Origin of the sequence: Bartonella sp. AA1HLJMS, from assembly GCF_042197445.1 — a bacterium.
GTDB lineage: Bacteria > Pseudomonadota > Alphaproteobacteria > Rhizobiales > Rhizobiaceae > Bartonella.
In genome coordinates this window covers 1-1,066 of record NZ_JBHIRW010000218.1, presented here as the reverse complement: position 1 = coordinate 1,066, position 1,066 = coordinate 1, and the positions used below count along the sequence as shown (strand labels likewise).

The following is a 1,066-nucleotide window of genomic DNA, read 5'->3' as shown; positions in this document are numbered from 1 at the left end:
CAGAATTTATAAACACTGGTTTATTCACAAATGCCTCCATACTGCCTATTGGCAAAAGTTATTTTCTAAGATATGGAGTGAACATATTTTCGATTTTAGAATAAGTCAATATAATTTTTCTAAAACAGAAAAAATTTTTTTAGTGATAGACAAATAGTCTACACAAAAAAGTAATTTAATTTTCATTTCAATGTGGAGAAAATTCTGTATGAAGCAGTCTAAAAAAGCTCTAAAAATATTTTCGTCATTAACAAATGAGCAAAAACGGGTGGTTATTTTCCATCTTCTTCTTGCAAAGATCGCAGAAAAGAAATGACGGCTTTTCTATGCTCTGGCTTTGCCGAGGAATATAATTTTAAAAAATAATCATCACAATTATCGGGTATAAAATGAGGGGGGAGAGCTTTAAAAAATGAAGTTAATCTAACGAGTTCATCAGCAGATATGCTTCTACTTTCTTTATCATCATCGACAGAAAGCATCTTAGATACAACAGATGTATGAAGTCCCATATGTTTAGCTAATTCAGTTCGGGACCCATGACCCATTGTTTTAAGTTTTTCATTTGCCCAAATTTTTATTTCTTTTTGAATATCCATACTTATCAATATTCCTATTGTTTTAAAAAATATCAACATTTCTATTTTAGAAAAAATGTTGACATTTTTTCTATAATCGAATAAATGCCCGTTTGATAAATAGAGAAATTAAAATGAATATCAAAAATTCAGCAGGTACGATTATAAAATATTTAGGCGGTGCGAAACGTGTGTCATTGATTTCTCAATGCCATGTGTCTGCTGTTTATAAATGGACTTATCCTTTAAAAAAACTAGAGGGTAAAGGCGGAATTATACCAGCTAAATACCAAATTATGCTTTTGAATTACGCACGTGATCATGGAATAGATTTGCGTCCAGAAGATTTTTTTTATCCCGAGCGCTTGCAGAGATTAATGCAAGAGCAACACCCCCCATTGTCGAAAATTAGCAAGAGCTGCGGTGTTGATCACACCGGAGAAACTTTACAGCATTAAGGAGATAAAGATGAGTTCGAATGAAATTTT

2 protein-coding genes are annotated in these 1,066 nt (G+C 31.9%); one reads left to right on the top strand and one right to left on the bottom strand.

The features are described from left to right. Nucleotides 1-272: 272 nt before the first annotated feature. Nucleotides 273-599 carry a hypothetical protein gene (locus ACFIQE_RS10735; protein ID WP_273721234.1) on the bottom strand — a complete coding sequence of 109 codons (327 nt, stop codon included), beginning with the start codon at nt 597-599 and terminating at the stop codon, nt 273-275. 113 nt (nt 600-712) lie between these two features. Between ACFIQE_RS10735 and ACFIQE_RS10730 the strand changes: the two genes are divergently transcribed. Next, the gene (locus ACFIQE_RS10730; RefSeq protein WP_375630470.1) at nt 713-1,036 is read left to right on the top strand and encodes a hypothetical protein; all 324 of its coding nucleotides are present in this window, start codon (nt 713-715) and stop codon (nt 1,034-1,036) included. Nucleotides 1,037-1,066: the final 30 nt, after the last annotated feature.